Consider the following 21,564-nt stretch of genomic DNA (forward strand, 5'->3'; position numbering starts at 1 on the left):
TCGGGAGCAGCATCCTCACCATGTGGCAAACTCTCCTGACCCCAGTCGATCTCTATTGCGAACGCACCGGTTCAGGACTTTGGGCCGAGCCGGCTAATGCTTCGAGCAACCTGGCTTTCATTGCTGCGGGACTGCGGGGTGTCTGGCAGGTGCGGCGATACAAGACCGGCACCTTCGCCGAAGTGCTGGCCTGGTGGGTGGTGGCGATCGGCATCGGCTCGACCGTGTTCCACACCTTCGCCAGCAAGGGCACGCTGACATCCTGCCGATCGCCGGCTTCACGCTGGCCTGCACGCTGTTCAATCTGCGCCGTTTCCTCGGCATGTCATGGGGCAAGGCGATCCTCGTTTTCGTCGCCTTCTATGTCGTTGCCGGGCTGGTCACCTACGCGGTGCCGGACTGGCTGCGCCAGGCGTCGAACGGCACCACAAGCTATCTGCCGCCTTTCCTGGCGCTCGCCTTCTTCGGGGTGTGGGCGGCGGCCAGTGGCAACCGGGCCGGCTGGTACAATCTGACCGGATCGGCGATCTTCGTCGTCTCGGTCATCTGCCGCATGGTCGATCCGCTGGTCTGCGCCGACTTCCTGCTCGGCACGCATTTTCTCTGGCACGTCTTCAACGGGCTGATGCTCGCCGTGCTGCTGGCGGCGGTGGTGAGGTTCGGGAAGATGAGGGGAGTAGGGGAGAAGGCAGTAGGGGAGTAGGGGAAGAGGATCGGGCAGCGGGTGACTTTCCCTACTGCCCTATTCCCTTACTCCCCTACTCGCTGGCTGCTGCTAAGCAGCCAAGTCCCGCAGCACGTACTGCAAAATGCCGCCGTTCTTGAAGTAGTCGAGCTCGTCCAGCGTATCGATGCGGCAGATGATCGGCACGTTCTTCACCGTCCCGTCGCCGAAGGTCACCTTGGCGACCATCTTCTGGCGCGGCTTGATCGCGTCCAGCCCGTCAATCTCGACCAGCTCATCGCCCTTGAGGTTGAGCGAGGCCCAGGAGGTGCCGTCCTCGAAGACGAAGGGGATGACGCCCATGCCGACCAGGTTCGAGCGGTGGATGCGCTCGAAGGACTGGGCGATGACCGCGCGGACACCAAGGAGATTCGTTCCCTTGGCCGCCCAGTCGCGCGAGGAGCCGTTGCCGTATTCGACGCCGGCGAAGATCACCAGCGGCACGCCTTCCTGCTTGTATTGCATCGCGGCGTCGTAGATCGACATCTCCTCCTTCGAAGGGTAGTGGATCGTGTAGCCGCCCTCACGGCCGTTCTCGCCAAGCATGTGGTTGCGGATGCGGATGTTGGCGAAGGTGCCGCGCATCATCACCTCATGGTTGCCGCGCCGCGTGCCGTACTGGTTGAAGTCGGCGACGCCGACGCCGTGCTCGGTCAGATACTTGCCGGCCGGCGAGGCGGCCTTGATCGAACCCGCCGGCGAGATGTGGTCGGTGGTGATCTTGTCGCCGAAGAGACCGAGCACGCGCGCGCCCTTGATGTCGCCGACCTTGCCGAAGGCGCGGCCCATGCCGGCGAAATAGGGCGGGTTCTGCACATAGGTCGAGTGATCGTCCCAGGCATAGGTCTGGCCTTCCGGCGCCTTGACCTTCTGCCAGTAGGCGTCGCCCTTGAAGACGTCGGCATATTTGCGCGCGAACAGCTCGCGCGTGACGTTCTTCTCGATGAACTCCTGGATCTCGGCCGAGGTCGGCCAGATGTCCTTGAGATAGACCGGCTTGCCATCGCTGCCCTCGCCGAGCGGCTCGGTGGTTAGGTCCTTGGTCACCGTGCCGGCCAGCGCATGCGCCACCACCAGTGGCGGCGAGGCGAGGTAGTTGGCCTGCACGTCCGGCGAGACGCGGCCTTCGAAGTTGCGGTTGCCGGACAAGACGGCGGCAGCGATCAAACCTTTATCGTTGATGGTCTTCGAGATCGGTGCCGGCAGCGGACCAGAATTGCCGATGCAGGTGGTGCAGCCGAAGCCGACCAGGTTGAAGCCGATCTGGTCGAGCTCCTTCTGCAGGCCCGACTTCTCGAGATATTCGGCCACCACCTGGCTGCCGGGGGCGAGCGAGGTCTTGACCCAGGGCTTCTGCTTCAGACCGCGCCGGTTGGCGTTGCGGGCCAAGAGGCCGGCGCCGATCAGCACGCTCGGGTTCGAGGTGTTGGTGCAGGAGGTGATGGCGGCGATGACGACATCACCATGGCCGAGATCGTAGCCGGTGCCCTCCACGGCATAGCGCTTCCAGATTTCGGCCGCCTTCTTGTATTCGGTCTCCATCGCCTTGGCGAAGCCCGCGGGGATGTCCTGCAGGGCGACGCGGCCCTCGGGTCGTTTCGGGCCGGCCATCGACGGCACGACATCGCCGAGGTCGAGCTCGAGCAGGTCGGTAAAGACCGGATCGGCGGAGCCGGCATCACGCCACATGCCTTGCGCCTTCGAATAGGCCTCGACCAGCGCGATGCGGTTCTCCTCGCGGCCGGACATGGTGAGGTAGCGGATGGTTTCGGAGTCGACCGGGAAGAAGCCGCAGGTCGCGCCATATTCGGGCGCCATGTTGCCGATGGTGGCGCGGTCGGCCAGCGTCATGTTGGAAAGTCCGGGGCCGAAGAACTCGACGAACTTGCCGACGACACCCTTCTTGCGCAGCATCTGGGTGACGGTGAGGACGAGGTCGGTGGCGGTAACGCCTTCCTTCAGCTTGCCGGTGAGGCGGAAGCCGATCACCTCTGGCAGAAGCATGGAGACCGGCTGGCCGAGCATCGCCGCCTCGGCCTCGATGCCGCCGACGCCCCAGCCGAGCACGCCGAGGCCGTTGATCATGGTGGTGTGCGAATCGGTGCCGACGCAAGTGTCGGGATAGGCGGTGGTCTCGCCGTCCTCGCTGTTGGTCCACACCACCTGTCCTAGATATTCGAGGTTGACCTGGTGGCAGATGCCGGTGCCGGGCGGCACGACGCGGAAGTTGCGGAAGGCCTGCTGGCCCCATTTCAGGAATTTGTAGCGCTCTTCGTTGCGCTCATATTCGAGCTCGACATTGCGGGCGAAGGCCATCGGCGTGCCGAACTCGTCGACGATGACGGAATGGTCGATGACGAGGTCGACCGGCACCAGCGGATTGATCTTTTCCGGATCGCCGCCGAGCGCCTTGATGCCGTCGCGCATGGCGGCTAGATCGACCACGGCCGGAACGCCGGTAAAATCCTGCATCAGCACACGGGCGGGGCGATAGGCGATCTCGACGCCGGCGGTGCCCTTGTCGGTCAACCAGGCGGCGACGGCCTGGATGCTCTCTTTGGTGACCGAGCGGCCGTCTTCATTGCGAAGCAGGTTCTCCAGCAGCACCTTCATCGAATAGGGCAGCTGGGCGATGCCGGCGAGGCCGTTCTTCTCGGCCTCGACGAGGTCGAAATAGACATAGTCCGCGCCACCCGCGGTCAGGGTGCGGCGGCATTTGAAACTGTCGAGGGATTTTGACACGTGCGATCCGTCCTTGTCTGTTCAGCCTGAAAGGGAACGGACGCCGATGGCATGCAATCACGCGCAAAGGTGCGGGTACGGCCATTTCCGCTGTCCGCTCCCAAGCAACCCGAGCCGTTCAAGGCGGCGCGTGCGCTGGTTCGGCGCTAATTCTGTTCCCGCGCCGACCGCTGGCACGGATGATCCGCATATAGAGAATTTCCTGGAATAGTTCTAGACAGTCGAAAGGCAAATTTGTGCGATGCGGCGGCGGCCGCGAAACGATGCTTTCGGGACGGGCAAGGATGCGGCTGATCGCCGAAAATTTGGGCGGCGAGCGCGGCGGCGAGACGGTTTTTTCCAACATCGGCTTCGCGATCGACAAGGGCGAGGCGCTCATCGTCACCGGGCCGAACGGCGCCGGCAAATCGACGCTGCTGAGGATCGTCGCCGGCTTGCTGCCGGCCGCCGCAGGCAAAGTGCTTGTCGAGGGCGGCGGCGAGGCGTTTCCGACGGTCGCCTCGGCCGCGCACTATCTCGGCCATCTCAATGCGATGAAGACGGTGCTCAGCGTTGAGGAGAATCTGGGTTTCTGGCGCGCGTTTCAGAGCGAGCCGGGGTTGAGCGTCGAGGAAGCGCTGGAGACGGTGGCGCTCGGCGGTCTCGGACATCTGCCCTTCGGCTATCTGTCGACCGGGCAGAGGCGGCGGGCGTCGATCGCCAAGCTTCTGGTCAGCCGGCGGCCGATCTGGCTGCTGGACGAGCCGACGGCGGGGCTGGACAAGGCTTCGGAGGAGCGGTTTGCCGGGTTGATGCGAGGGCATCTCGACGATGGGGGGATCGTGGTGGCGGCGACGCATCTGCCGCTGGGGTTGGAAGGGGCGAAGGCATTGAGGATGGGGCAGGTTCTTTGATGTCGGTGCTCTACGGCGTCCCCCTCTGGCCTGCCGGCCATCTCCCCCACTTGTGGGGAGATTGGCAGCTTCGGCGCCCCGCTCACCCTGCCAACGTTAGTGATTGGCGAAATCGCCTGCGACGGCTGATCTCCCCCCTTGTGGGGGAGATGTCCGGCAGGACAGAGGGGGGCGCGAAGGAACGCAAACCTTGCAAAGGAACCACGACGTAATGTGGTCCCTCTTCCTGCGCGATATCCGCCTTTCCATCCGCGCCGGCGGCGGGGCGCTGATCGGCGTTATCTTCTTCCTCGCCGTCATCGTCACGATCCCGTTCGGCGTCGGGCCCGACCTCAACCTGTTGTCCCGCATCGGCCCGGCAATCCTGTGGATCGCGGCGCTGCTCGCCTGCCTGCTCGGGCTCGACCGGCTGTTCCAGGCCGACCGCGAGGACGGTTCGCTCGACCTTCTGGTGCTCAACGGCGACCGTCACATGCTGGCGCTGACGGTGCTGACGAAATGCCTGGCGCATTGGACCGGCAGCGTGCTGCCGCTGGTGGTCGCGGCGCCCCTGCTCGGCCTGTTCATGAACATGGAGCCGCTGGGCATCGGCGCCACGGCGCTGACCCTTCTCGTCGGCACGCCGGCCATCACCTTCATCGGCGCGGCGGGTGCGGCGGTGGCGGTGGCGCTGCCGCGCGGCGGGCTCTTGATCTCGGTGCTGGTGCTGCCGCTCACCATTCCGGTGCTGATCTTCGGCGTTTCGGCAAGCTACGGCGCCATCGCCGATCCGGCCCCGTTCCTGCAGCCCTTCCTCATTCTTGCCGCGCTGACCTTGTTTCTTGCCGTGGTCGGGCCCTTGGCGGCGGCGCTGGCGTTGCGGCATGGAACGGACTGAGGCGACGAAGACGTTGCCCCACTGCGGCACCGCGGCGAATTGCGGAGCGGCCGGTGCGAGGTTATGGAAAGCTATGATCGGAACGGTTGACATGGCCAGGAGCACGGAGCGGTCGCTGTGAGCGCGCACGCCCTGTTCGTCACCGCCGCCTATGCCATCACGGCGATCGTGCTGGCCGGGCTGATCGGGTGGATCCTGCTCGACCAGCGAGCGCGCAAACGCGAGCTCGCCGCGCTGGAAGCTGCCGGGGTAAGGCGGCGCTCGGATAAGGCCGCCAAGCCATGAGCACCGGGACCGAAGCGCCGGCGCCGCGCCGCCGCCTGTTCGTGCTTTTGCCGCTTTTGGTATTTTTGGGGCTGGCGGGGCTATTCCTGTCGCAGCTTCTGTCAGGTCGCGACGTCTCGGAAATCCCCTCGGCGCTGATCGGACTGCCGGCGCCGCAGACGAACCTGCCGCCGCTCGAAGGATCGAGCCTGCCGGGATTGGATTCGAAGTCCTTCGCCGGCAAGGTGACGCTGGTCAATGTGTTCGCGTCCTGGTGCGCGCCATGCCGTGAAGAGCATCCGGTGCTGCTCGGCCTGTCGCAGGACAGGCGTTTCAGGCTTGCGGCGCTGAACTACAAGGACCAGCCGGAAAACGCCCGCCGCTTCCTTGGCGATCTCGGCAACCCGTATCAGGCGATCGGCGTCGATCCGGCTGGACGCGCGGCGATCGACTGGGGCGTCTACGGCGTGCCGGAGACCTTCGTCATCGGCAAGGACGGCAAGATCGCCTACAAGCATGTCGGGCCGCTGACGCCTGAATCGACAAGGTATTTGTTGTTGCCGCAGATCGAAAAGGCGTTGGCGGCGCCGGGTTGAGGTGCGCCTTCCCTTCCTTCGTCATTCTAGGGCGAAGCAGGGAGCGAAGCGACGCAGCGCAGACCCTAGATCCATTCCGTGACGTTGATCGTAGAACACTGCGGTCCAGAATTGGCGCTTGTGGGCGCGCGTGTCTGCACCGCTGCTGCGCTCGCAAGTCACGGCATGAATCCTCGGGTCAAGCCCGAGGATGACGAAGCGTCGAAGCTCAGCCGTAGATCTGCTTGTGGATCTGGTAGAGCATCTCGGAACGGTCGGCGCGCAGATCGGCGAGATCGCGGCTGGACAGGTTCTCGATTTCGGCGACGAGGCGGTTGTAATGACGGCGCTTGGCGATGCTGGCGCGGGCGCGGGAGACAAGATTGTCGAACATGACAGGGTTCCTTTCATGCCGCACTGCTGCGGCCGGTTGTTCCTCCCTGACGATTGCAAGCATGACATAGGAATTGTGCGCTGCAAAAGGAAGATGTTGCAATGCACCATTGCAGCCAGCGCATAGCCGGTTAATTCCGGGCTAACGCGTCACGCGCGATACGGCGGCCAGGATTGGCCCCACTTCGCGCAGGTCTCATCCGTTTTTGTCGTACAAATTGCAGGCCAGCCGTCTTGCCAGAACGGTCGCGGGCTGGCTTGATCCACCCCGAACCGATGCCGGGAGGAAACGCATGGCGGCCGCTGACTATTACGAAGTTCTCGATCCGCGCTTCGCGCGCCTGTTCAACGGCAGCGCGCAGGTGGAGAAGCTGTTCACCGGATGCCGCTGGGCGGAAGGGCCGGCCTGGTTCGCCGCCGGCCGCTATGTCGTCTGGTCCGACATCCCGAACAACCGCATGCTGCGCTATGACGAGACCGATGGCAGCGTCAGCGTGTTCCGCCAGCCGTCCGGCAATTCCAACGGCAACACGGTGGACCGGCAGGGTCGGCTGGTGACCTGCGAGCATTCCGGCCGCCGCGTCAGCCGCACCGAATTCGATGGCTCGATCACCACCATCGCCGACAAATGGAAAGGCAAGCGGCTGAACTCGCCCAACGACGTGGTGGTGCGTTCCGACGGCTCGATCTGGTTCACCGATCCGAGCTACGGCATCGACACCGACTATGAGGGCGACAAGGCCGAGAGCGAGATCGGCAACTGCAACGTCTATCGCGTCGATCCGGACACGGGCGATGTCGAGGCCGTCATCACCGACATGGTGCGGCCCAACGGGCTCGCCTTCTCGCTGGACGAAAGCCTGCTCTATGTCGCCGACACCGGCCGCACGCATGGCGAGAAGAACCCGGCGCATATGCGCGTCTTCAATGTCGGCAAGCATGGCAAAAAGGTTTCCGGCGGCAAGGTGTTCGCCGACTGCACCGCCGGCCTGTTCGATGGCTTCCGGCTCGATGCCGACGGGCGCATCTGGACAAGTGCTGCCGACGGCATCCATTGCTACGACCCGGACGGCACGCTGATCGGCAAGGTGAAAGTGCCGGAAGTGACCGCCAACTGCGTGTTCGGCGGCAACAAGCTGAACTGTCTTTACATCGCCGGCACCACCTCGCTCTATGTAGTGCGGCTGATGGTCAACGGAGCGAAGACATATTGAGGCTGCTGGAGGCGCTTTTCTGGCCCTTGCTGGCCTTTCTGCGCATCCCGGCGGCGCCGGCCGCGCTGCGGTTCCCGCAACCGGCGCTGTCCGACTCGCCGGAGCGAATTGCCAAGCCCACGCCTGACGCCAACCGGCAGAATCCAAGGGGAGGACATCATGCCATTCGTCAACATCCGCATCGTCAAGGAAGTGATCGCCGCCGATCCGGCCGGCAAGAAGGCTGACATCGCCAGGAAAGTGACTTCGGCCATTATGGACGCCACCGGGCTCGGCAATGACGACGTCTGGGTGGTGTTCGAGGAAGTCAACGCCCGCGACTGGTATGTCGGCAAGACCGACGTCGAGACGCGGCGGAAGGGGTAGCTTCTTCCTTCTCCCCTTGTGGGAGAAGGTGGCCTCGCGAAGCGAGGTCGGATGAGGGATGCTCCAGCTTGGCGATACGTTAATAGCCCAGATCGACCAGAAGACACCAACGCCTCACTCCGCTGGAACACCCTTCATCCGTCTCGGCGCTGCGCGCCGATCCACCTTCTCCCACAAGGGGAGAAGGGGAAGACGCGCCACTCACCGCCCGCGTATAAACCCCACGAAGGTCTGCACCGCCTCGCGCATCGCCTGCCGGCTCGCCGGCTCCGCCAGGATAGCCTCCATCTCCGCAGGCCTCTTGCCCAGCAGCGCGATCTCCAGCGCCCTCTCTTCGTATATCGCGAACGACATCGTCCGCATCACCTCGGCCAGCGCCGCCCGCGCATAGAACGAGCGGGTCGAGGCGTGGACCAGCATCGCCGGCTTGCCGACGGCGGCGTCGCGCGACACCAGCCAGTCCAGCGCATTCTTGATGCCGCCGGGCACGCCATGCGCATATTCCGGGCAGGAAACGATGACGCCGTCCGCCTGGGTGATCATCTCGATCAGACGCGCCGCTTCGGGCGGCGTTCGCTCGCCCTCATCGTCGGGATTGAAGATCGGCAGGCGGCCAATACCGTCGTAAATCTCGATGCGGCAGTTGTCGGGGGCATTGGCGGCCAGTGCCGATATCAGGGCCGAATTGGTCGAGGCGGCGCGCAGGCTGCCGGATATGGCGATGATCTCGATCAAGGGAGGGAGCCGGACGAAAGTGAGTCGTCCGCAAAGCCTACCACATGGTCTGCCGGTAATCGTCGTCCAGCTCGCGGTCGATCTCGCCGGCGCTTTCGGTTAATGCCAGCTGGTCGCGGATGATCTGGCCGAGCGTCGGCAAGGTCGCGCGGTCGTACCAGGTCTCCGGCTTCCACAGGTCGGAGCGCATGAAGGCTTTGGCGCAGTGCATATAGGCGGCCTTGACCGTCACCACGATGACGCTCTGCGGCTCCTTGCCGTCGACGGCCAGGCGTTCGCGCAAGGTGGGGTCGACGGTGATGCGGGCGTCGCCATTGACGCGCAGCGTCTCGTTCATGCCGGGGATCAGGAAGAGCAGCCCGACCGACGGATTGCGGATGATGTTTTCCAGAGTGTCCAGCCGGTTGTTGCCGGGACGGTCGGGGATGGCGATGGTGTTGTTATCGAGGATCGCGGTGAAGCCGGGCTTGTCGCCCTTGGGTGTGACGTCGGCATTGCCGGCGCCGTCGGAGGAGCCGATCAGCACGAACGGGCTCTTGCCGATGAAGGAACGACAATGGCCGTCGAGACTTTTCAGTTCCTTGCGGATCGAGCCGTCGGTCGGCCGGGGCGTTTTGTAGATCGTCCTCAGCTCGTCATGCGTGGTGAGGAATTCCATGCCGTCCCTCTCTTGTTCTGACGCAATTCGGACAGAAAACCGGCAGCCACTTTTCCTGGGATTGCCCTACTTCCCGGCCTTCTCTTCCTTGCCCGGCTTGTCCTCGAGCGAATGGCGCATGATCAGCGGCATTTGGCTGAAGGTGAAGGCCAAGGTGATCGGGATCGTGCCCCAAACCTTGAAATATAGCCAGGTCGCTTCCGAGAAGTTGCGCCACACCACCTCGTTGAGCACGGCCAGGAACAGGAAGAACAGCCCCCAGCGGAACGTCAGCTTGCGCCAGCCTTCGGTGTCGAGCTGGAAGGCGGAATCGAAGACATAGCCGAGCAGCGACCGCCCGAACAGCAGGCCGCCGAGCAGCGTGACGCCGAACAGCGAGTTGATGATCGTCGGCTTCATGAAGGCGAAGGTCTTGTCCTGCAGGTAGAGCGCCAGCGCGCCGAACACGAAGACGACGATCGCCGACACCAGCGGCATCAGCGGCAGGCTGCGCGTCAGCAGCCAGGAGGCGCTGAGCGAAAGCGCGGTCGCGACCATGAAGAAGGCAGTGGCGATCAGGATCGGTTCGCCGAGATGGCTGAGCACCGGGAATTTTTCGGCCAGCCATTCGCCGCGGATCGTGGTGAAGAAGAACACCAGGCCCGGACCCAGCTCGAGCAGGAACTTCAAGCCGGGATTCATCGGCTTGCGGCGTGGATCGGACGGGTCGCGTTCGATGATGTTCATAAAAACCCTTCTCGCGCATGATCTGGCCGAAAAGCGGGCCAATTTCAAAAGATCGCGCTTTGTTCACGCCACGCCGGCGATCGCTCTCGCAAATTCACTGGCGGAAAACGGCTCGAGGTCGTCGACCTGCTCGCCGACGCCGATGAAATAGACCGGCAGCCGGTGCTTGGCGGCTATCGCCACCAGAATACCGCCGCGCGCCGTGCCGTCCAGCTTGGTCATCACCAAGCCGTTGACGCCGGCGACGTTGCGGAAGATCTCAACCTGGTTCAGCGCATTCTGGCCGGTGGTGGCGTCGACCGTCTGCAGCACGGTGTGCGGCGCTTCCGGATCGAGCTTGCCCAGCACGCGCACGATCTTTTCCAGTTCCGCCATCAGCTCGGTCTTGTTCTGCAGCCGGCCGGCCGTGTCGATGATCAAAACGTCCGAGCCGGCTTCCTTCGCCTTCTCGAAGGCGTCATAGGCGAGGCCCGCGGCATCGGCGCCGAGCTTGGTGGCAATGACCGGCGATTTCGTGCGCTCGCCCCAGATCTTCAGCTGTTCGATCGCGGCGGCGCGGAACGTGTCGCCGGCGGCCAGCATCACCTTCAGGCCGCCATCAGTAAGTTTTGCCGCCAGCTTGCCGATGGTGGTGGTCTTGCCGGTGCCGTTGACGCCGACGACCAGAATGACATGCGGCTTGTGGCTGAGGTCGAGCTCGAGCGGCTTCGCCACCGGCGTCAGCACTTTCTCCACCTCCGCCGCCATCACGGCGCGGACCTCGGAGTCGGAAACGTCGCGGCCATAACGGCTGGAAGCAAGCGAATCGGTGACGCGCAGCGCCGTTTCCACGCCGAGATCGGCGCGGATCAGCACGTCCTCCAGGTCCTGCAGCGTGTCCTCGTCCAATTTGCGCTTGGTGAAGACGCCGGCAATGTTGCCGGTGAGCTCGCGCGAGGAGCGGGCCAGCCCGTCGCGCATGCGCTGGAACCAGGAGCGTCGCGGCGCCGGCTCCGGCGGCTTTACCGGCTCGGCCTTCTGCTCGACCTTTTTGGCGACTGTCACCTTGCCGGCGGACGGGGATGGCGGCGGCGCCCCTACCTCTCCCTCGATGGGAGAGGTCCCGAGCGCAGCTCGGGGGTGGGGGTGACTAGCGCCAGCGTAGGCGCCGTCACCCCGCCCCGCCACTTCGTGGCGACCCTCCCCATCAAAGGGAGGGTGGGGCGTTGGCGCGGCTTCGGGCTCAGGCGCGATCTCGGCATGGATCGGCTGCGGCTCGACGGGCGCCGGCTGCCGAATGGGAGGCGCGATTTCCGCGTCGGCTTCGGCGGATGGCTCTACGAAAGGTGCCTCCGCTGGCGGCACCTCGATCGGTGCCGGCGTTTCGACCGGAACCTCGCTCGGCGGCGTCGGCACCTCCACAGGCGCCGGATCAGGCAGCGGTTCCGGACGCGAAGGCTCGATGTCCGGCTGAGCCGGCGCGGGTGTGGGCACTTCCTGCGGCGCGGGTTCAGGCGTCGGTGTCGGCGCGGGCAAGGGCTCGGGCCGTGCCGGCGGCACTTCCTCGGGCGCCGGCGGCTCGGGCTTCTCGGGCGCCGGTTGTGGCTCTTCCTCTGGCTTAGGCTCCGGCAGCGGTTCCGGCTCGGGGGGGATAATGGGCTCCGGCGCAGGCGGAATGCCCGGCACAGGTTCGGGCTTCGGCTCTTCTGGCAGCGGCTGCGGCGCGGCCCCTACCTCCCCCTCGATGGGGGAGGTCCCGAGCGCAGCTCGCGGGTGGGGGTGACTGCCGCCAGCGTCGGCGCCGTCACCCCGCCCCGCCACTTCGTGGCGACCCTCCCCATCGAGGGGAGGGTAGGGTGTGGCCTGATCGGCTTCCGGCTTCAGCGCGTCCAGGTGATCCCATTTGATTGGCGGCAGCGGGGCCGCCTCGTCGACGCGCTCCTCGACGACCTCTTTCTTGCCGAACGAAAATATCTTCTTGAAAAAACCAGCCATGCGTCTCGCAGTTTCTCAGGCGGCTTGCGCGGCAATCGGGGCCGCAATCAGTCGGGCGCCGTCATGGCCGATAATGATGGCTTCGACAATCTCGCCGGCCGCGCCGGCATCGATCGCGGCCAGCGTAAACCCTTCGGTGCGGCCAAGCCCGTCGCGCTCGATCAGGATCGACTGCCGCGTGCCGGGGAGCGAGGCGAGGTGACGGCGATACGCGGCCTCGCCCGCGGCGCGCAACCTCGCGGCGCGCTGCTTCACCACCTCGCGGCGAACCTGCGGCATCCGCGCCGCCGGCGTGCCCTCGCGCGGCGAGAACGGGAAGACGTGGAGATGCGTCAGGCCGCATTCCTCGACGATCCGTTCCGAATTCTCGAACATCGCCTCGGTCTCGGTCGGGAAGCCGGCGATGATGTCGGCGCCGAAGACGATACCGGGGCGCAGCTTGCGCACGTCCTCGCAGAAGCGGATCGACTGGTCGCGCAGATGGCGCCGCTTCATGCGCTTCAGGATCATGTCGTCGCCTGATTGCAGCGACAGATGCAGATGCGGCATCAGCCTTGGCTCGGTGGCGATGGCGTCGAGCAGGTCGTCATCGGCCTCGATGGAATCGATCGAGGACAGCCGCAGCCGCTTAACGTCCGGCACCTGCTTGAGAATGGTCTTCACCAGTTTTCCCAGCTTCGGACTGCCCGGCAGGTCGGCGCCGAAACTCGTCATGTCGACGCCGGTCAGCACGATCTCGGCATAGCCGTTGCCGGCAAGGCGCTTGACCTGCTCGACCACTGCGCCCATCGGCACGGAGCGCGAATTGCCGCGTCCATAAGGGATGATGCAGAAGGTGCAGCGATGGTCGCAGCCATTCTGCACCTGCACGAAGGCGCGTGCCCGGCCCTCGATGGCGTCGACCATGTGGCTTGCCGTCTCGCGCACCGAAAAGATGTCGTTGACGCGTGCCTTCTCGGTATCGTTGACGCCGAAATCGGGCAGCGCGCGGTAGGAGTTGGCCTTGAGCTTCTCCTCATTGCCGAGCACGAGGTCGACCTCGTCCATCGCGGCGAAATTCTGTGGCTCGGTCTGCGCCGCGCAGCCGGTGACGATGATGCGCGCTTCAGGGTTTTCGCGGCGCGCCTTGCGGATCGCCTGCTTGGCCTGGCGCACCGCTTCGGCGGTGACGGCGCAGGTGTTGAAGATGACGGCGCCGCCGTGGAGCGCGCCGAGTCCGGCGCTTTCGGCCTCACGGCGCATCGCCTCCGATTCATAAGTGTTGAGGCGGCAGCCGAAGGTGACGACGTCGATACCTTTGGGCACGCCTTTTTCAAGGGCGGACATCAGGCGGCGCTTTCGGTGTCGCGGGCCCAGGCGCCGGTCGATGGATCGAAGCTGCCGGAAAATTCCCATTCGGCCGCGCCGGTCAGGATGACGTGATCGTCGTCGCGCCATTCGACATGCAGCTCGCCGCCGCCGGGGGTCATCAGCGTCACGCTGCGGCCGGTGCGCTTGGTGCGGGCGGCGGCAACCACGGCGGCGCAGGCGGCCGAACCGCAGGCCTTGGTGAGGCCGGCGCCGCGCTCCCAGGTGCGGATGATCATGGTCTCGGGCGACGTGACCTGCGCCACGGTGATGTTGGCGCGCTCGGGGAAGATCGGGTGGTTTTCGAGCAGCGGGCCGAAACGGTCGAGCTCGTAGGACCAGACGTCGTTGTCGACCCAGAAGATGGCGTGCGGGTTGCCCATCGACACGGCCGAGGGCGAATGCAGCACCGGCGCGTCGATCGGGCCGATCTGCAGTTCGATCATGCGGGTATCGCGAAACTCCTCGGCGAGCGGGATGTCCTGCCAGCCGAAGCGCGGCTTGCCCATGTCGACCGAGATCGTGCCGTCGGCATGCTCCTCGGCATTCAAAATGCCGGCGCGGGTCTCGAAGGTGAAGGTCTTCTGTCCGGTCTCGGCGGCCAGGGCCTGGACGACGCAACGCGTGCCGTTGCCGCAGGCCTGGGCTCCGGATCCATCGGAATTCAGGATATCGATGTAATAGGCGGTGCCGGGCGTTCGCGCATCATGGATCGCCATGATCTGGTCGAACTTGGTCGCCGCGTCGGCATTAAGCGCGATCGCCGCGGCCGGCGTGACCCTGTCGGCACGACCGCGCATATCGGCAACGATGATCTCGTTGCCGATGCCGTTCATCTTGGCGAAGGGGGCGGTGCCTGCCATTTAACCGGTCATTCCAATCCGTCTGGCCGCTATATGGCGGAAACGGGCGGGAATTACCAGTCCGGCGCATGTGCGACGACGAATACATCGCGCCTTGGCGACGACCCAGAGGGTTGCCGCGACGACCAAGTGGTCGCGCCGCGACGACCAAGGGGTCACGCCGCGACGACCAAGTGGTCGCGCCTATGTTACCGCGAAGACGCCGAGCACGAGCAGCAGGAAGAGGATCAGCACTATGCCGATCAGCACGCGCGCGCCCATGGCGGCGGCTCCGGCCAGCGCCGGCATGCCGAGCAGGCTCGCGGCGGCGGCGACAATTAAAAGGATAATGATCCACCTGATCATGGAAGACTCCGAGCGAAATTGCGTTGTGAACCAACGCGTTTCATCGGGTAGGGTTCCTTCGTCAGATGCCCGGCACGTCCCACACCTCCGCCGGCCGCATGGCACGAAAGCGCTCCGGCGGCAGGTCTTCGGCCGCCAATGCCTCGGCCAGCTTCCGCGCCGGCTCCTCGATCGGCTCGTCGGTGAGGTGGAAGGTGCCCCAATGGCAACCGGCGGCGAAGGCGGCGTTGCAGAGCTTCATGCCCTGCACGGCCTCGTCCGGGTTCTGGTGCTGCGGCGCCATGAACCAGCGCGGCTCATAGGCGCCGATCGGCAGGATTGCGAGGCGAAAGCCGCCATGCCTTTGCGCCATCAGCCGGTAGTTGATGCCGTCATGGAAGCCGGTATCGCCGGCAAAATAGATCTTGCCGGCGGCCGTTTCGATGACAAAGCCCGCCCACAGCGCCATGCGGCGGTCACGTCCGCCGCGCGCAGACCAGTGATGCACCGGTTCGACATGGATGGTGGCCGCGCCGAAATCGATCCTGTCGCCCCAATCATGCACGGCGAGCCGCAAGCCGGGCACGGCGCGGCCGATGACAGCGTCATTGCCGAGCGGCGTGATCACCAGCGGGTCGTGGCTCTTCTTCAGCTGCTTCAGCGTGGCGAGGTCGAGATGGTCATAGTGATTGTGGCTGGCCAACACGAGATCGATCGGCGGCAGGTCGGCGAATGCAATCCCCGGCGCATTGACCCTTTTCGGGCCGGCGAAGGCGAAAGGCGAGGCGCGCTCGGACCAGACGGGGTCGGTCAGGATGTTCAGTCCGGCGGTTTGGATGAGCAGCGAGGCGTGGCCGACCATCGTCAGCCTGAGCGCGCCGCCGTCCACCCGGCTCTCTGGCTTTGCCGGCGGATAAGGGCTCGGAAAGGTGGCCGGCCATTTCGCCCGCCCGCCGCCAAATTGCCATTTGAGGAGATCGGCGAAGCGCCCGGGCGGCCTGCCGCCGGGGTTGAAGAACAAGCTGCCGTCGAAATGATCGCTCAGGGGGCCGTTATAGTAGCGGTTGGCGGTTCTCGTTCTCGCGGCCATTCTCTCTCCCGCCGGCTCGGTTCTTCCTGAAATAAGGGCGCGCCTGGCTGGCGCAAGCATTTTGCTGGCGAATGCCAATGGGCGAAGCCCGCTTCATCTAGGATCGCGGGACGGGGGACGACCGCCATGGCGATGAAGCGAACCAAGACACCGTGGATGAAGGCCGAGGATTTCGGTCGCTCGCTACCGCTTGGGCTGGGCGTCAACCTGCTGGTCACCGACATGGCGGAGATGGAGGCCTTCTGCCGCGACGTGCTCGGCGCCCGGATCATCTATGCGGACGAGGATTTCGCGGCGATCGAGCTTTTGGGCTCGGTTTTCATGCTGCATGCCGATCATTCCTATCTCGACAACCCGATGACCGGCGTCACCGCAGACGCCGAAACGCGCGGGGCCGGGATCGAACTTCGCCTTTACGGCGCCGATCCGGATATGGTCGAGAAAAAGGCGGCGGCGCTCGGCCACATCGTGCTGGCCGGCTCGATCGACAAGCTGCATGGCTTACGCGAATGCTACATCGTCGGCCCGGACGGCTATGTGTTCGTGCCGAGCTCGCGAATATAATAGTTATATTTCAATCGCTTAAACGGTTGCTACCGACGACTCTCCGGCGCCGGTCCCCGGCTGCGATAAATTTGCAACAGCAGCTCCGAAAACCCTATTTTAACCATATCAGGTTGAAATTCTGCCACCTTCGCCATCTTGGTGGAGCGGAGATTACGCGGATGGGCTCCCCCGGCCGGATCCGACGGAGGTTTGGATGAAATTTTCAATGACCCGCCCCTTTTCGAGGCCCAGCCTCTTTTCAAAGAGCGGTCTTGCGGCCGTATCGCTGGCCGCGCTGGTTGCGAGCGGCTGCACGACCTCGCGCTTCTCGTCGATGGATGACCAGCAGCCGGCGCCGCTGACGCCGGCTCCGTCCGGCACGGTGACGCAGAACCAGTTGCCGCCGCCGGCAGCTCCCGGCACCGCCGATGCGTCGCAATTCCCGACCGCGCCGAAGAACACTCAGGTCGCCTCGCTGCCGGCGGATGGCGCGCCGCCCGCCGGCGCAACGGATCTCACCGCGGCTAGCGTCGCCGGAGTGTGGAACGCCAATGTCTCCGGGCAGAGCTGCAAGGTGGCGACGCCGCAGACCAAGTTCGGCGCCGGCTACCGCGCCGGTCCGCTGCACTGCCCGGCGCCCATCGACGGCATCAAGTCCTGGAATGTCGCCGGCAAGCAGCTGACGCTTTACGACGAAAACGGCGGCACGCTGGCCAGGCTGTATTCCTCGGGCGGCGAAAAGTTCGACGGCCAGACTTCCAATGGGCAGCCGATCTCGCTTACAAGGTAGGGCGAGAGTGTGCTGATATTCAGGTGAGGCCGGCCTGCAAATGGCGGCTTCCTGCGCTTCCGGCCTTCGCCGGCCGAAGCACTTATGACTGGCGCGGAAGTCAAATTAAGGCTATGGCCGGCGTAGGCCGGTGCTCACGTACGAAAAGTACGCTCCGCTCCGGTTCTCGGAAACCACCATTTTCGAGTCGGCCTGACCTGAATCTCAACACACTCTGGCCATTCCTCGAGCGTGCCGCTCAAAAAGCAAATGACCGGACCCATGCATCTGCGTGACGGCATCCAGACCCATGCGACCGTCAGGCAGCGCTACGACCATCTGGTTGAAAGCGGTGCGGTCGCGCGCGATCCGGCACAAGAGCAGATCGTTGCCGCGCTCGACCGGTTGATCGACGAGATCTCGTCCAAAAGGCTGGCGCAGAAATCGAGCGCGCTGGGCTGGCTGTTCGCGGCCAAACGGCAGCCGCGCGAGCCGGTCAGGGGCCTCTACATCCATGGCGGCGTCGGTCGCGGCAAGACCATGCTGATGGACATGTTTTTCGAGCTGTTGCCGGTGCGGCGCAAGCGCCGCGTGCATTTCAACGACTTCATGGCCGACGTGCAGGATCGTATCCAGAAGCATCGGGCTGCGCGCAAGAACGGCGATGTCAAGGAGGACGATCCGATCCCGCCGGTGGCACGCGCGCTCGCCGCGGAGGCCTGGGTGCTGTGCTTCGACGAATTCTCGGTCACCGACATCGCCGACGCGATGATCCTGTCGCGGCTGTTCTCGGCGCTGTTCGCCGAGGGCGTGGTGCTGGTCGCCACCTCCAATGTCGCGCCGGAGAACCTCTATCGCGACGGGCTAAACCGCCAGCTCTTCCTGCCGTTCATCTCGCTACTCGAGCGCAATGCCCGAGTGATGACGCTCGATGCCGAGAAGGACTACCGGCAGGAAAAGCTCAACCGCCAGCCCGTCTATGTCACGCCGGACGATGCGGCGGCCGACCGCGCGCTGGACGAGGCCTGGAAGGCGATGACCCATGGCCAGCCGGCCGGTGAGGTCATTTTGACGCTCAAGGGCCGTCATCTGGTCGTGCCGCGCGCCGTCGGCGACGCGGCGCGCTTTTCCTTTGCGGATCTGTGCGAAAAGGCGCTCGGCGCGCGCGACTATCTGGCGATCGCCGACCGTTTCTCGACCGTGTTCATCGACCATGTGCCGGTGCTTGGCGAAGGCAAGCGCAACGAGGCCAAGCGTTTTATCCTGCTGATCGACACGCTCTACGACCATCGCATGCGGCTGGTGATGAGCGCCGCGGCGCCTCCGCAAGGGCTCTACACCGCCAGGCGCGGCAACGAAGTGTTCGAATTCGAGCGCACCGCCTCCCGCCTGGTCGAGATGCAGAGCCGCGACTGGCTGGACGGCTGGGCTGAACGGCGCGACGAGGCGCCTGCCGCCGAAGCAAGGCAGGCATAGGCCAACGCCATCCGCCTCGCCGCTTTTCAGAGTATCCCGTCGCCAGGTCACAAGGGCGTCATCGCCGGGATGAAGCCTTCGGATTTCGACGTTTATCGTGTAAATTCTCCTCAGTCGGCTCACAAACTTTGACGTTTACGTAACTCCCGAAGCATCTAACCGATTGAAAACACTGGGCTCAAAATAATCGTTTGAATTTTGCTTCGGCCGGAGTTATTCGGTGCGGCTAATTCTTGCGGTTCTTCGCATCCTTTCGGCCTCCCCGGCCACGTCACCGTCTCGTCATAGACAAGGGAAAACATCCTCACATGGCACGCAATAAGATAGCGCTCATCGGCTCGGGCATGATCGGCGGTACGCTCGCCCATATGATCGGCCTCAAGGATCTCGGCGACGTGGTGCTGTTCGACATCGCCGAGGGCATTCCGCAGGGCAAGGGCCTCGATATCGCGCAGTCTTCCCCTGTCGACGGCTTCGATTCCCGACTGACCGGCGTCAACGACTATGCCGGCATCGAGGGCGCGGATGTTTGCATCGTCACGGCCGGCGTGCCGCGCAAGCCGGGCATGAGCCGCGACGATCTTCTCGGCATCAATCTCAAGGTCATGGAGCAGGTCGGCGCGGGCCTCAAGAAGTACGCGCCAAAGGCTTTCGTCATCTGCATCACCAACCCGCTCGACGCGATGGTGTGGGCGCTGCAGAAATTCTCGGGACTGCCGACCAGCCATGTCGTCGGCATGGCCGGCGTGCTCGACAGCGCCCGCTTCCGCTACTTCCTGGCCGAAGAGTTCAAGGTTTCGGTCGAGGACGTCACCGCCTTCGTGCTCGGCGGCCATGGCGACTCGATGGTGCCGATGATCCGCTATTCGACCGTCTCGGGCATCCCGCTGCCCGACCTCGTCAAGATGGGCTGGACCTCGAAGGAGAAGCTCGATCAGATCGTGCGGCGCACGCGTGACGGCGGCGCCGAGATCGTCGGCCTGTTGAAGACCGGCTCGGCCTATTACGCGCCGGCGGCCTCGGCGATTGCCATGGCCGAATCCTACCTCAAGGACAAGAAGCGCGTGCTGCCCTGCGCCGCGCACCTGTCAGGACAGTATGGTGTCAAGGGCACCTATGTCGGCGTTCCGGTGGTGATCGGCGCCGGCGGCGTCGAGCGCGTCATCGAGATCGACCTCTCCAAGGCCGAGCAGAAGATGTTCGACAATTCGGTGGCGGCGGTGCAGGGCCTGACCGAGGCCTGCACCAAGATCGCCCCGCATCTCGCCGGCAAGTAACCGTCCTCTTCGGAGATCAAGCGCATGAACATTCATGAGTATCAGGCCAAAGCGCTGCTGAAGACGTTCGGCGCGCCGGTGGCAAGCGGCGTTCCGGTGTTCAAGGCAAGCGAGGCGGAAGCCGCCGCAAAGGCGCTGCCCGGCCCGCTCTATGTCGTGAAGAGCCAGATCCATGCCGGCGGCCGCGGCAAGGGCAAGTTCAAGGAGCTCGGCGCCGACGCCAAGGGCGGCGTGCGGCTGGCGAAGTCGGCGGCCGAGGTCGTCACCAACGCCAACGAGATGCTCGGCCACACGCTGGTCACCAAGCAGACCGGCCCGGCCGGCAAGCAGGTCAACCGCCTTTATATCGAGGACGGTGCCGACATCGAGCGCGAGCTCTATCTATCGATCCTGGTCGACCGTTCGGTCGGGCGCATCGCCTTCGTCGTCTCGACCGAGGGCGGCATGGACATCGAAACGGTCGCGCATGACACGCCGGAAAAGATCGTCACCGTCGCCATCGACCCGGAAAAAGGCGTGACGGCCGATGACGTGAAGACGCTGAACGGCGCGCTGAAGCTCGACGGCGACGCGGCCAAGGACGGCGGCACGCTGTTCCCGACGCTCTACAAGGCCTTTGTCGAGAAGGACATGAGCCTGCTCGAGGTCAATCCGCTGATCGTCATGAGGGATGGGCATCTGCGCGTGCTCGACGCCAAAGTGTCGTTCGACAACAACGCACTCTTCCGCCACCCGGACGTGATGGAACTGCGCGACACCACCGAAGAGGACGAGAAGGAGATCGAGGCGTCGAAATACGACCTCGCCTATGTCGCGCTCGACGGCAATATCGGCTGCATGGTCAACGGCGCTGGCCTCGCCATGGCGACGATGGACATCATCAAGCTCTATGGTGCTGAGCCGGCTAACTTCCTCGATGTCGGCGGCGGCGCCTCGAAGGAAAAGGTCACGGCGGCGTTCAAGATCATCACCAAGGATCCGGCGGTCGAAGGCATTCTGATCAACATTTTCGGCGGCATCATGAAGTGCGATGTCATCGCCGAGGGCGTGATCGCGGCTGTCAAGGAAGTGGGCCTGAAGGTGCCGCTGGTCGTGCGCCTCGAGGGCACCAACGCCGAGCTCGGCAAGAAGATCATCAACGACAGCGGCCTCAACGTCGTCTCGGCCGACGATCTCGATGACGCGGCCAAGAAGATCGTCAAGGCGGTGAAGGGTTGAGGAGTCGATGATTTCGTCCCGGCTTCTGTGTGCGATTGTGTTTGGCGGCATAGCCATGCAGGCGCATGCGGGAGAGGTTTCGGATGCCGTCGTGCTCTATCAGCAAATCCCCTGCAACTGTGAATGAGGAAGCAAGTCGATGCCTCCGCGCAAGATAAACCTGGTCGAGGCGGCGGATCAGAAGATCGCCAAGGTCTTCGATCCGCATATTGCCGGCGACGTCAACGATGCCCAGGCCAAGGTCGCCAAGTTCGGCGAAATCTTCGATTGGCACGCGCATGACAATGAGGACGAAGCGTTCCTCGTGCTGCGCGGCAGGATCGCCATCGATTTCCGCGACGGGCCGGTCGAGCTCGCCGAGGGCGACTTCATCGTCGTGCCGCGCGGGGTCGAGCACCGGCCGCGTTCGCTGACCAAGGAGCCGGTGGTGCTGATGTTCGAGCCGGCGACGACCTTGAACACCGGCAACGCCAAGAGCGATCTGACCGTCACCGACCTCAAGCGGCTCTGAGC

Annotated in this window: 22 protein-coding genes and 1 pseudogene; 13 read left to right on the top strand and 10 right to left on the bottom strand. The window is 64.5% G+C overall.

Going from position 1 to position 21,564, the window contains the following annotated elements; translation table 11 throughout:
* The first annotated feature begins 20 nt into the window (after nt 1–20).
* A pseudogene (locus EN869_RS24435) lies at nt 21–703 on the top strand (ceramidase domain-containing protein).
* Between the two features lie 72 nt (nt 704–775).
* Here EN869_RS24435 and acnA read toward each other — a convergent pair.
* The gene (gene acnA / locus EN869_RS24440; RefSeq protein WP_127229096.1) at nt 776–3,466 is read right to left on the bottom strand and encodes an aconitate hydratase AcnA; all 2,691 of its coding nucleotides are present in this window, start codon (nt 3,464–3,466) and stop codon (nt 776–778) included.
* A gap of 284 nt (nt 3,467–3,750) precedes the next feature.
* On the opposite strand from acnA, the gene ccmA reads away from it, so the two are divergent.
* From ccmA to EN869_RS24465, 4 genes are all read left to right on the top strand, one after another.
* Nucleotides 3,751–4,359 carry a heme ABC exporter ATP-binding protein CcmA gene (ccmA, locus tag EN869_RS24445; RefSeq protein ID WP_127229095.1) on the top strand — a complete coding sequence of 203 codons (609 nt, stop codon included), beginning with the start codon at nt 3,751–3,753 and terminating at the stop codon, nt 4,357–4,359.
* 211 nt (nt 4,360–4,570) lie between these two features.
* A complete protein-coding gene (gene ccmB, locus EN869_RS24455) occupies nt 4,571–5,236 on the top strand; it encodes a heme exporter protein CcmB (RefSeq protein WP_127229094.1) in 666 nt (221 codons plus the stop codon).
* 117 nt (nt 5,237–5,353) lie between these two features.
* Nucleotides 5,354–5,521, top strand: coding sequence for a heme exporter protein CcmD (ccmD, locus tag EN869_RS24460; protein ID WP_127229093.1), 168 nt, complete (start codon nt 5,354–5,356; stop codon nt 5,519–5,521).
* The gene (locus EN869_RS24465) at nt 5,518–6,096 is read left to right on the top strand and encodes a DsbE family thiol:disulfide interchange protein (RefSeq protein ID WP_127229092.1); all 579 of its coding nucleotides are present in this window, start codon (nt 5,518–5,520) and stop codon (nt 6,094–6,096) included. The genes ccmD and EN869_RS24465 overlap by 4 nt, the downstream gene beginning before the upstream one ends.
* A gap of 208 nt (nt 6,097–6,304) precedes the next feature.
* Here the strand turns inward: EN869_RS24465 and EN869_RS24470 are convergent, their stop codons facing one another.
* Nucleotides 6,305–6,469, bottom strand: a complete 165-nt coding sequence (locus EN869_RS24470; RefSeq protein WP_224532113.1) for a hypothetical protein — start codon at nt 6,467–6,469, stop codon at nt 6,305–6,307.
* 292 nt (nt 6,470–6,761) lie between these two features.
* On the opposite strand from EN869_RS24470, the gene EN869_RS24475 reads away from it, so the two are divergent.
* Both EN869_RS24475 and EN869_RS24480 read left to right on the top strand, forming a co-directional pair.
* Complete coding sequence (locus EN869_RS24475) at nt 6,762–7,682, top strand: SMP-30/gluconolactonase/LRE family protein (RefSeq protein WP_127229091.1); 921 nt, start codon at nt 6,762–6,764, stop codon at nt 7,680–7,682.
* A gap of 159 nt (nt 7,683–7,841) precedes the next feature.
* The gene (locus tag EN869_RS24480) at nt 7,842–8,048 is read left to right on the top strand and encodes a 4-oxalocrotonate tautomerase family protein (RefSeq protein WP_127229090.1); all 207 of its coding nucleotides are present in this window, start codon (nt 7,842–7,844) and stop codon (nt 8,046–8,048) included.
* 201 nt (nt 8,049–8,249) lie between these two features.
* Here EN869_RS24480 and EN869_RS24485 read toward each other — a convergent pair whose 3' ends face one another.
* The 8 genes from EN869_RS24485 to EN869_RS24520 all read right to left on the bottom strand — a co-directional run bounded on the left by EN869_RS24485 (nt 8,250) and on the right by EN869_RS24520 (nt 15,765).
* Nucleotides 8,250–8,783 (bottom strand): NADPH-dependent FMN reductase, encoded by a 534-nt coding sequence (locus EN869_RS24485; RefSeq protein ID WP_127229089.1) that lies wholly within the window; start codon nt 8,781–8,783, stop codon nt 8,250–8,252.
* A gap of 37 nt (nt 8,784–8,820) precedes the next feature.
* A complete protein-coding gene (locus EN869_RS24490) occupies nt 8,821–9,441 on the bottom strand; it encodes a pyridoxamine 5'-phosphate oxidase family protein (RefSeq protein WP_127229088.1) in 621 nt (206 codons plus the stop codon).
* Nucleotides 9,442–9,507: 66 nt separating this feature from the next.
* Entirely contained in the window at nt 9,508–10,167 is a 660-nt protein-coding gene (locus EN869_RS24495) for a septation protein A (protein WP_127229087.1), read from the bottom strand.
* A gap of 63 nt (nt 10,168–10,230) precedes the next feature.
* Complete coding sequence (ftsY, locus tag EN869_RS24500; RefSeq protein WP_127229086.1) at nt 10,231–12,141, bottom strand: signal recognition particle-docking protein FtsY; 1,911 nt, start codon at nt 12,139–12,141, stop codon at nt 10,231–10,233.
* A gap of 15 nt (nt 12,142–12,156) precedes the next feature.
* Nucleotides 12,157–13,467 (bottom strand): tRNA (N(6)-L-threonylcarbamoyladenosine(37)-C(2))-methylthiotransferase MtaB, encoded by a 1,311-nt coding sequence (mtaB, locus tag EN869_RS24505; protein ID WP_127229085.1) that lies wholly within the window; start codon nt 13,465–13,467, stop codon nt 12,157–12,159.
* On the bottom strand, nt 13,467–14,351 hold the full coding sequence (gene dapF / locus EN869_RS24510) for a diaminopimelate epimerase (RefSeq protein ID WP_127229084.1): 885 nt from the start codon (nt 14,349–14,351) through the stop codon (nt 13,467–13,469). Before dapF ends, mtaB begins: the two co-directional genes overlap by 1 nt.
* A 183-nt stretch (nt 14,352–14,534) precedes the next feature.
* Complete coding sequence (locus EN869_RS24515; protein ID WP_127229083.1) at nt 14,535–14,696, bottom strand: DUF1328 family protein; 162 nt, start codon at nt 14,694–14,696, stop codon at nt 14,535–14,537.
* Between the two features lie 61 nt (nt 14,697–14,757).
* Nucleotides 14,758–15,765: an MBL fold metallo-hydrolase gene (locus EN869_RS24520; protein ID WP_127229082.1), complete on the bottom strand. Its 1,008-nt coding sequence runs from the start codon at nt 15,763–15,765 to the stop codon at nt 14,758–14,760.
* A gap of 126 nt (nt 15,766–15,891) precedes the next feature.
* Between EN869_RS24520 and EN869_RS24525 the strand changes: the two genes are divergently transcribed.
* The 6 genes from EN869_RS24525 (at nt 15,892) to EN869_RS24550 (ending at nt 21,562) form a co-directional block, all read left to right on the top strand.
* On the top strand, nt 15,892–16,329 hold the full coding sequence (locus tag EN869_RS24525; protein ID WP_127229081.1) for a VOC family protein: 438 nt from the start codon (nt 15,892–15,894) through the stop codon (nt 16,327–16,329).
* Between the two features lie 208 nt (nt 16,330–16,537).
* Nucleotides 16,538–17,101, top strand: coding sequence for a protease inhibitor Inh/omp19 family protein (locus EN869_RS24530; protein WP_127229080.1), 564 nt, complete (start codon nt 16,538–16,540; stop codon nt 17,099–17,101).
* A 261-nt stretch (nt 17,102–17,362) separates the two neighbouring features.
* Nucleotides 17,363–18,556 carry a cell division protein ZapE gene (gene zapE / locus EN869_RS24535; protein ID WP_127229186.1) on the top strand — a complete coding sequence of 398 codons (1,194 nt, stop codon included), beginning with the start codon at nt 17,363–17,365 and terminating at the stop codon, nt 18,554–18,556.
* Nucleotides 18,557–18,864: 308 nt separating this feature from the next.
* Complete coding sequence (gene mdh / locus EN869_RS24540) at nt 18,865–19,833, top strand: malate dehydrogenase (protein WP_127229079.1); 969 nt, start codon at nt 18,865–18,867, stop codon at nt 19,831–19,833.
* Nucleotides 19,834–19,857: 24 nt separating this feature from the next.
* Nucleotides 19,858–21,051 (top strand): ADP-forming succinate--CoA ligase subunit beta, encoded by a 1,194-nt coding sequence (gene sucC, locus EN869_RS24545; RefSeq protein ID WP_127229078.1) that lies wholly within the window; start codon nt 19,858–19,860, stop codon nt 21,049–21,051.
* Between the two features lie 139 nt (nt 21,052–21,190).
* A complete protein-coding gene (locus EN869_RS24550) occupies nt 21,191–21,562 on the top strand; it encodes a cupin domain-containing protein (protein ID WP_127229077.1) in 372 nt (123 codons plus the stop codon).
* The last annotated feature ends 2 nt before the right edge of the window (nt 21,563–21,564 follow it).

The sequence above is a fragment of the Mesorhizobium sp. M2D.F.Ca.ET.226.01.1.1 genome, assembly GCF_004022705.2.
GTDB lineage: Bacteria > Pseudomonadota > Alphaproteobacteria > Rhizobiales > Rhizobiaceae > Mesorhizobium.